Raw genomic sequence first — 6,197 nt, 5'->3', positions numbered from 1 at the left:
GGTTCTGCGCCGCGTCGGCGGGCGGGAGTTGGCGGCCATCGCCAGGGCCATCCTCGCCGCCCGCATGGCCCGCACCCCGGTGCTGCTCGACGGCTATGCCTGCACCGCGGCGGCGGCGGTGATCCACGCCTTGCAGCCCGCCGCCATCGACCACTGCTGGGTCTCCCACGTCTCTGCGGAGCCGGGCCATGCCCGTCTGCTCGAACGCCTCGGCAAAGAGGCCCTGATCGACCTCAAGCTGCGTCTCGGGGAAGCCTCCGGCGCGATGACTGCGGTGCTGCTCCTGAAGGCGGCGGTCGCCTGCCACAACGGCATGGCGACCTTCGCCGAGGCCGGGGTGTCGGGGCCCGACGGGGCGGATTGATCCAGGGCGTGCCGCCGGCGCCCCTGTCTTCCGGCCGATAATTCCCGGAAACCCGCCGTTTCCAGGGGTCTTGCCTTTCCCGAATGCGGCGCCAGACTCTGCGCCATGGCCGAGACCCTGCCGTCGATCCCAGAGGGTGTACCGGAGCGTGCCCCGGGGCATTCTCCGGAGAGCGCGTCGGTGACCGCCCCGGCGCGCGGCGGCCGGCTGCGGCTGCGCACCCTCGTGGTGATCCGCTGGATCGCCCTGCTGGGGCAGGCCATCACCCTTTCCGTCGTCTACTTCGGCTTCGGCTACCAGATCCTCTTTGTGCCGGCCATGACCGTGATCGCCCTGGCCGGGGTGCTGAACGTCGTCCTCTCGGTGGTCCGCCCCAGCGCCACCTGGGCCAGCGACCGCGAGGCGACCCTGAATCTCTGCTTCGACGTGGTGCAACTGGCGATCCTGCTGGGCCTGACCGGCGGCCTCCAGAACCCCTTCGCCATGCTCATCCTGGCGCCGGTGGTGATTTCCGGATGGGCGCTGTCGCGCCGCAGCACGCTGATCATCTCCGCCCTGTCGCTGCTGCTGGTCTCCATTCTCGCCTTCTGGCACCTGCCGCTGCCCTGGCCGGAAAGCGGCATCCTGCTTTCGCCGGTCTACATCGCGGGCGTGTGGACGGCGCTGGTGATTGCGGTGGTCTTCATCGCTTCCTATGTCTCCTCCGTCGCGCAGGAGAACAGACGGATGTCCCAAGCGCTCGAGGCGACCAGCCTGGCACTGGCCCGCGAACAGCAACTTTCGGCCCTGGGCGGCCTGGCGGCGGCGGCGGCCCACGAATTGGGCACGCCGCTGGCCACCATCGCCGTGGTGGCGCGCGAGCTCCAGCGGGAGTTCCCGGACGACTCGCGCCTGCGCGAGGACATCGAACTGTTGCATACGGAATCGCTGCGCTGCCGCTCGATCCTCGCCGGCCTGGCCGAACGGCCGGCCTGGGACGACGGATCGCCCTATCACCGCCTGCCCATGGTCGCTTTGGTGGAGGCCGCGGCGGCGGCCCATCGGCGCGATGGCGTGACCCTGGAGATTAACGCCGGCCCGGCCATCGACAGCGACGCCGACCAGCCCATCGTCACCCGCAACGCCGAGGTGCTGCACGGCCTGGGAACGCTGATCCAGAACGCCGTGCAGTTCGCCCGCCAGAAGGTGGTCGTCGACCTGACCTGGGATGAAGAATCGGTCATGCTGCGCATCGCCGACGATGGGCCCGGCTTCGACGTGACCGTGCTCAGCCGGCTGGGCGAGCCCTACTACTCCACGGGGCCGCGCGACCGCCGCCGCGGCGAAAGCCAGCACATGGGCCTGGGCATCTTTATCGCCCGCACCCTCTTGGCGCACCTCGGCGCCGGCATAGAGTTTTCCAATGAGATTACCGGCGGCGCCGTGGTCGAAATCCGCTGGCCGCGCCATCGCCTGGAGGTGAGGCCCGAGGCCGCGCCGCCGCCCGGGGACCGGAGTGACGAAAGGTAAGAGAGATGCTGAGTGAAGCCAAAGCTGTCGAAGCGCCGCGCGACTTGGTGATCGTCGATGACGATCAACGCTTCTGCGACCGCCTCGCCCGGGCCATGGAGCGCCGGGGCTTTGCCGTTCAGACCGCCTATTCCGTGGCCGAAGGCCTGACCCTGGCGCAACGCGGTGCCCCCGGCTATGCGGTGGTCGATCTGCGCCTGGGCGACGGCTCGGGCCTGGAGGTAGTGCAGGCGCTGCGCGATGCCCGCGACGATGCCAGGATCATCGTCTTGACCGGTTACGGCAACATCGCGACCGCGGTGGCGGCGGTGAAGGTCGGGGCGACGGACTATCTGCCCAAGCCGGCCGATGCCGACCAGGTCGAAGCCGCGCTGCTGGAACAGGAAGAGGTCTTGCCGCCGCCGCCCTGCAATCCCATGAGCGCGGACCGGGTGCGCTGGGAGCATATCCAGCGGGTCTACGAGCAGTGCGATCGCAATGTGTCGGAGACGGCCCGGCGCTTACGCATGCACCGCCGTACCCTGCAGCGCATTCTGGCGAAGTACGCGCCTAGGAACTAGCGGCTGCGCTGGGCACCGCCATGCGGCGGTGGCGCGCAAGTGCCGCGCTGAGACGCTCGACCGCCTCTTCGCGGGAGATCTTCTCGCTCAGCAGGTGGTCCAGGAAGTAGCCCTGGAACAGCACGACGCCCAGTTCGTGGCCGAGCTCTACGGCATCGTCGCTTTCGCAGCGGGTGAAGATGATGCGCTTGGGGTCGATCTTCTCGATGGCGCCGCGCAGGCGGTCGCCGAAGCGGCCTTCGATATGTCCGCGCAGATTGTACGACCACTGCAGCTTGACCAGCTCGGCCCCCAGCATGACCCGGTCGACCAGCGGCAGCGAGAGCTCCGTGACACCGTCGAGGGCGATGCGGTAGCCGCGGTCCAGCAGGAACTCCCGGGCGAAGAGGTAGCGCGCGATGTCGGCGAAGACATCGTGCATCTGCAGTTCCACGATGATGGTGTTGCGGCGCGCCTGGTCGAGGCTCTCATCGAACTCGAGGAAACGCGGCGACAGCAGCGAGGCGATGTTGATGTTCAGGCTGAAGGAATGCTTCAGCGTCGAGTCGTCGTTCTTATCCAGCCAGGCCAGCATGCGGTGATCCAGCTTGGCGGTGAGGTACTGGAACAGCCAGCGGTCGGAAAACACGTCCTGGTCCGGCAGCAGCGTGTCGCTGAGGGCGGAGATCGAGGTGAAGAGCTCGTAGAACAGCGGCCGCGGCTTGCCATCCTCGCCGAATTCGCAGATCGGCTGGCGGCTGGTCATGGCGGAGAGGTCGGCCTGTGCGATGGCCTTCTCGACAGCGGCAAGGCCGGCGAGGTTCAGGGGCTTCTTGTTCGTCCGCTTGCCGCGGCCGAGGCGCACGGCGGCGTCCTGTTCGGCTTTCTGCGCGTTCAGGTCTTCGGCCCGTTGGACCAGCTCGCCGTAGTCGGTGGCCAGGTCGAAACGGCTGCAGAAGGCGGCCTCGGCGTCCACGCCACTGGCGAAGAAGGGGTCTTCCTTCAGCACCCCGCACAGCCGATCGATGACCTTTTCGATATGCGGGGCGCTCTCGCGGTTGTAGATCAGGAAGAGATCGTGATTGAACAGCGGGTAGAGGCTTGCATCGTGGGTCTTGGCCGCCCGGTCGGCAATGGTGCGTGCGACGGCCAGGCATTCGGGAAGCTGTTCGAAGGCGGCCAGGCTGGAGAGGTGAACCTGAGCCACAAGATGATCCTCGCCACCCCGCTCCAGGCGCTTGATGTGGTTGAGCAGAGCCTGTTCCTGCATTATTTGTTGGCGGTTGGCGGAGGGCGGCATGACGGACGGGGTCTCCCAACATATGCGCGAATTCGGTAGGCTCTTAGGTTATCTAGCCTTTGACGGATTGCGATTTGGTTAAGGTATTAGGAACTCCAAATTTTTTACGCGTTACAGTTGATCCGAGGTGAGTAGTTCTAGGAATTCAACCATAGCGACAAAGGCGTCATCGCGTGTCCATCATGGTGCCGAAGGGGGTGCCGTGAGAATGTATTCCAAATGCTGAAGCGGCAGGGGCATCAGGGGATGACCGGCAGAAATCCATGACCGAAAGCGGCGAACTGGCGGGTCTTGTGGAGCGCCTGAGGGGTGTTCCGGTCCTGGTGGTGGGCGACATAATGCTCGACCGCTTCATCTACGGCGCCGTCGAGCGGATCTCGCCGGAAGCGCCGATCCCGGTGATGCGGATCGCGCGGGAGACGGCAATGCTGGGCGGTGCGGGGAACGTGCTGCGCAACCTGGCCGCTCTCGGGGCCTGCCCCCATGTGGTTGCCGCCGTCGGCGACGACGACGCCGGCCGCGAGGTCGAGATCCTGGCCCGGGACTGCCTGGCCGCGGTTGAGGGGCGCCTGGCGCTGCTGCGCCAGCCCGGGCGGCCCAGCACCATCAAGGAGCGCTTCATCGCCGGCGGCCAGCAGTTGCTGCGCGCTGATCGGGAGCTGGTAGGCGGATTGGACGCGGCGCAGGACGCGGCGCAGGAGGCGGCGGCCATCGAGGCGGCGCTGGCAGCGCTGGAGGGGGCCGCAGCGGTTGTCCTTTCCGACTACGGCAAGGGCTTGTTGAGCCCTGCCCTGATTAAGACGGTGGTTGACGCGGCCCGGCAGCGGGGCTGCCCCCTGGTGGTCGACCCCAAGGGCCGCGACTTCGCCCGCTACCGGGGCGCCGGCTGGGTGACGCCCAACCGCCGCGAACTGCAGGACGCCAGCGCTCGTCCGACCGGCACCGAGGCGGAGCTTGTCGCCGCCTGCCGCAAGGTCATCGATGAGGCCGAGGTCGGGGGGATCCTGGCGACACGCAGCGAACAGGGGATGACCCTGGTGGGGCCGCTGGACGGCGACGAGGCGATGGCGGTGCACCACCTCAAGGCCCGCGCGCGCGAGGTCTATGATGTGTCCGGGGCCGGCGATACGGTGGTCGCGGTCTTTGCCGCCGCCCTTGGCGCGGGGCTGCAGCCGGTCCAGGCGGCGGGCCTGGCCAATGCGGCGGCGGCCATCGTGGTGGGCAAGCTGGGGACCGCCGTGGCGCGTGCCGGAGAGATTGCCCGGGCGCTCCATACCTCCGAACTGATGGACGCCGAATCCAAGGTCGTGGATCTCGAGAGCCTGCTGGAGCAGGCTGCGCGCTGGCGCGGCGCCGGACTCAGGGTCGGCTTCACCAACGGCTGTTTCGACCTTCTGCACCCCGGGCATGTTTCGCTGCTGCAGCAGGCGGAAGCGGCCTGCGACCGGTTGGTGGTGGGGCTCAACAGCGACGCTTCGGTGCGCCGCCTGAAGGGGGCGGAGCGGCCCATACAGGGCGAGGCTGCCCGCGCCGCGGTCCTGGCTTCCCTCGCCAGCGTCAGCCGGGTGGTGATCTTCGGCGAGGACACGCCGCTGGCCCTGATCGAGGCGCTGCGGCCGGAGGTCCTGGTCAAGGGGGCCGACTATCGCCTCGACCAGGTGGTCGGCGCGGAGGAGGTCCGCCGCTACGGCGGACGGGTCGTGCTGGCCGATCTCTCGCCCGGTCACTCGACCAGCGCGACGATCGAGCGCCTCGCCGGCGGGGGTTAGGGTCCTCCCGACTTGCGTCGAAGCGGGCCGGTGCCGTCAAAACGACAAGGACCTTAGGGGCCGGGCGTCAGAGCGTCCGGATCGACGAGGCTGGTCAGGCGGCGGGCGGCGAGCTGGGCGAAGCGCAGGGTGACGGCGCGGCGCCGCGCGGCATTGAGCGCCCGCGCCTCGGCCTCGCGGATCACGATGGCACCGTAGGCATCGGCGACCAGCAAACCCTGATCTTCGGGGATCAAGTGCTGGGGGAAGTCCTCCGGCACAGCGAAGTAAAAGCGGTCGCAGTACTCCAGATAGTCCTGCCACTTGTGGTCGGCGCGGAAGTCCTCGACGCTGGATTTGATCTCGATGATCGTCAGGCCGCCCTTGCCATCCAGACACATGAGATCGGCGCGCCGGCCGGAGCGCAGGGTGAACTCCGGCAGGCAGGCCAGTCCGTGATCGGCCTGAAATCGGATCAGCCCGCGGGTCAGAAGGCTCGCAGTATCGCGCCGCACCGTGGTGTCGGCTGGAGCCTGAGGTATGTCCGAGGGTGCTGAGGACATGCCCCAGGATATCGATTTGCCCGGGGGCTATCCAGGAAACGGAAGCTTAGCCCGCACTTCTCCCCCCCTCCACGGTCTGCGTCGTGTTCAGGCGCCCGTCCGCGGCGTCGCGGTCCTCAACCGTAGTCCCCGCTACGCTTTTCGGACCGCTCCTGGCGGCCCGGACGCCTGAAC

General features: G+C 68.0%; 6 protein-coding genes. 4 read left to right on the top strand and 2 right to left on the bottom strand.

The genetic code is table 11. From position 1 onward, the window contains the following. The 3 genes from Q0996_RS13245 to Q0996_RS13235 all read left to right on the top strand — a co-directional run. Positions 1-364: nicotinate-nucleotide--dimethylbenzimidazole phosphoribosyltransferase (locus tag Q0996_RS13245; RefSeq protein WP_299620295.1), on the top strand; the 364-nt coding region annotated here is incomplete at its 5' end. A 180-nt stretch (positions 365-544) separates the two neighbouring features. After that, a complete protein-coding gene (locus tag Q0996_RS13240) occupies positions 545-1,873 on the top strand; it encodes an ActS/PrrB/RegB family redox-sensitive histidine kinase (RefSeq protein WP_299620292.1) in 1,329 nt (442 codons plus the stop codon). Between the two features lie 5 nt (positions 1,874-1,878). Then, positions 1,879-2,433 carry an ActR/PrrA/RegA family redox response regulator transcription factor gene (locus Q0996_RS13235; protein WP_299620289.1) on the top strand — a complete coding sequence of 185 codons (555 nt, stop codon included), beginning with the start codon at positions 1,879-1,881 and terminating at the stop codon, positions 2,431-2,433. On the opposite strand, the gene Q0996_RS13230 is transcribed toward Q0996_RS13235, so the two are convergent. Continuing rightward, entirely contained in the window at positions 2,423-3,712 is a 1,290-nt protein-coding gene (locus tag Q0996_RS13230) for a hypothetical protein (protein ID WP_299620286.1), read from the bottom strand. The genes Q0996_RS13235 and Q0996_RS13230 overlap by 11 nt on opposite strands. A 263-nt stretch (positions 3,713-3,975) precedes the next feature. Between Q0996_RS13230 and rfaE2 the strand changes: the two genes are divergently transcribed. Next, complete coding sequence (gene rfaE2 / locus Q0996_RS13225) at positions 3,976-5,481, top strand: D-glycero-beta-D-manno-heptose 1-phosphate adenylyltransferase (RefSeq protein ID WP_299620283.1); 1,506 nt, start codon at positions 3,976-3,978, stop codon at positions 5,479-5,481. Between the two features lie 53 nt (positions 5,482-5,534). Here rfaE2 and Q0996_RS13220 read toward each other — a convergent pair whose 3' ends face one another. Beyond that, complete coding sequence (locus tag Q0996_RS13220; protein WP_299620280.1) at positions 5,535-6,023, bottom strand: MmcB family DNA repair protein; 489 nt, start codon at positions 6,021-6,023, stop codon at positions 5,535-5,537. Positions 6,024-6,197: the final 174 nt, after the last annotated feature.

Source organism: Pelagibius sp., assembly GCF_028289705.1.
In the GTDB taxonomy this organism is placed as follows: domain Bacteria; phylum Pseudomonadota; class Alphaproteobacteria; order Kiloniellales; family Kiloniellaceae; genus Pelagibius.
The sequence above is the reverse complement of the archived record's forward strand: the minus strand, read 5'-3'. Positions and strand labels throughout refer to the sequence as shown.

Bases quoted from the DNA above. Each gene is read 5' to 3' on its own strand.
- Q0996_RS13235 (WP_299620289.1), top strand. From the start codon at position 1,879: ATGCTGAGTGAAGCCAAAGCTGTCGAAGCGCCGCGCGACTTGGTGATC.
- Q0996_RS13230 (WP_299620286.1), bottom strand. From the start codon at position 3,712: ATGCCGCCCTCCGCCAACCGCCAACAAATAATGCAGGAACAGGCTCTG.
- rfaE2 (WP_299620283.1), top strand. From the start codon at position 3,976: ATGACCGAAAGCGGCGAACTGGCGGGTCTTGTGGAGCGCCTGAGGGGT.
- Q0996_RS13220 (WP_299620280.1), bottom strand. From the start codon at position 6,023: ATGTCCTCAGCACCCTCGGACATACCTCAGGCTCCAGCCGACACCACG.